3 protein-coding genes are annotated in these 2,192 nt (G+C 69.7%); 1 reads left to right on the forward strand and 2 read right to left on the reverse strand.

The genetic code is table 11. The features are described 5' to 3' along the window. Positions 1–706: SDR family oxidoreductase (locus AC559T_RS11810; protein WP_498868718.1), on the reverse strand; the 706-nt coding region annotated here is incomplete at its 3' end. 138 nt (positions 707–844) lie between these two features. Then, positions 845–1,318: an SDR family NAD(P)-dependent oxidoreductase gene (locus tag AC559T_RS11815; protein ID WP_498868719.1), complete on the reverse strand. Its 474-nt coding sequence runs from the start codon at positions 1,316–1,318 to the stop codon at positions 845–847. Between the two features lie 128 nt (positions 1,319–1,446). Between AC559T_RS11815 and AC559T_RS11820 the strand changes: the two genes are divergently transcribed. Further along, positions 1,447–2,151, forward strand: coding sequence for a TetR/AcrR family transcriptional regulator (locus AC559T_RS11820; protein WP_498868720.1), 705 nt, complete (start codon positions 1,447–1,449; stop codon positions 2,149–2,151). The last annotated feature ends 41 nt before the right edge of the window (positions 2,152–2,192 follow it).

Consider the following 2,192-nt stretch of genomic DNA (forward strand, 5'->3'; position numbering starts at 1 on the left):
CTGGGCCCGACGTGGGCTGGTAGACCTGGGCGGGGTCGAGGGCGAGGTTGGCCTTGGCCTGGGCGGACAGGGCGTCGGCGATGACCTCGGCGTGGCCGGCCTCGATGCCGTCGAGGGTGGCGCGCACGACGTCGGCCGGGTCGTTCTTGTCCATTTCCACACCCGCACCCATGTCGGTGTCCGTCGGGCCGAGGATGAGCCCGGTGACCTGCGTGTTCTGAGAGGCGAGTTCGAGGCGGACGCTGTTGGTCAGGCTCCAGGCGGCCGCTTTGGCCGCGCAGTAGGAGCTGGTGTGTTCGCTGGGGGCCCAGGCGCCTGCCGACAGCACGTTCACGATCGCCCCACCCCCACCTGCCCTCAGAATCGGGGCGAAGGCGCGGATCATGTTCAGCGGGCCGTAGTAGTGGGTGTCCATCTCCAGCCGGATCATGTCCATGTCGCTGGTCGTCAGGTTGGTGAACGTCGCGACGCCGGCGTTGTTGACCAGCAGGGTCACGTCGCCGGCGGCCTTGGCCGCGGCGGCGATGGAGGCCGGGTCGGTGATGTCGAGGGAGAGCACCTCCGCCCCCGGTACGGTGACGCTGTCGGGACGGCGCGCGGTGGCGTACACCTTGGCCACGCCATGTTGCAGGAGCTGGGCGGCGAAGTGGCGGCCCAGCCCGCGGCTGGCGCCGGTGACGAGGGCCACGGAGCCGGCGATCTGCATGTCAGACATCCTTTGCAGGAGAGAAGCGGAAGAGCGGCATCAGCAGGAACACGTTCATCGGGCGGGACCTTCTCTGGAGATCACGCCGCGGCGCGATCAGGGTTCGACGAGGGGCGGATCAGGGCAGCCGGTGCGGTGTCAGCGGCTGAAGACGCGCTCGGCCGCGTCGCGGTGGGTGGTGTGCAGCTCCCAGCAGACGGGGGAGATCTCCTCGGGCTGGGCCACCGGCGCGCCGGGGATGACGGCGGTGCCGATCGACACGTCGATGCCGACATGGAACCCCATCTCGTGCTGCACATGGGACGGGTCGGTCTCGGACGGACTGGTCAGGATGGTGGAGCCAAGCGTCCCCACCGGGGAGTACTCCAGGACATCGATCCCGCCGAACTGCGCGGCGGCGTCCTTGAACGCCTGGGTGAGCCCGTCACGGTCAAGTACGTCGGCGGGGAACGCGGCGGCGGTGATGCCCTCAGCGCCGAGCTTGCCGACGAGCTCGTCGAGCTTGGCGCGGTTGCGGGCGATCAGGGCGACGTCGAGGCCGTGGGAGCCGAAGGTGCGGGCGATGGCCAGACCCAGCTGGGGGCCGGCACCGACGATGGCGATGGCGGGCATGGTGAACCTTTCGAGAGGCTATATGGATAGGGCTATCCGAATCGGCGATCCGGATGGCCCTATCCGGTTTGCTCGACCACGGTAGCACGAGAACCGGATAGGCCATTCCGATTCGTTAGGCTGGGGGCATGAACCCCGGGGCCCAGCACACCGACGGCACCGCCGAGCCCGCCGCCCAGCCGTTGCGCAGCGACGCCGAGCGCAACCGGGCTCGGATCATCGCCGCCGCGCGGAAGGTGTTCGGGCGCGACGGCCTGAACGCCTCCATGGCCTCGGTGGCCCGCGAGGCGGGGGTGGGGATCGCCACCATCTTCCGCCGCTTCCCCAGCAAGGAGGAACTGGTCGCCGCCGTCTTCGCCGACCGGATGGACACCTACGTCGCCGCGGTCGCCGCGGCCCTGGACCACCCCGATCCGTGGGACGGATTCGCGGGGTTCATCGAGACGGTCTGCGCGATGCAGGCCGCCGACCGCGGCTTCGCCGACATCCTGACCATGACCTTCCCCACCGCCAAAGCTCTCGAAGCCCGCCGCGCCGAGGCGTACAACGGCTTCCTCGAACTCATCGCCCGCGCCCAGGACAGCGGGCACCTACGCGAGGACTTCACCAGCCGGGACCTGGTCCTCCTGCTCATGGCCAACGCCGGCGTCGTCAACGCCACCGGCGACGCCGCGCCCGACGCCTGGCGCCGTCTCGTCGCCCTGATGATCCAGTCCTTCCAGGCCCCCGCCCGCGGCCCTCTGCCCGACCCACCCGGGGAAGCCGCCCTCTACCAGGCCATGCTCCGCGCCAGCCAGGGCATCACCTCACCCGAACCGGGAAAAGGCAGCTGACGTGGTCAAGCACAGATGATGAGTGATCAGTCGTTTGTCTC

Source organism: Frankia sp. Hr75.2, assembly GCF_949319125.1.
Lineage (GTDB): Bacteria > Actinomycetota > Actinomycetes > Frankiales > Frankiaceae > Parafrankia > Parafrankia soli.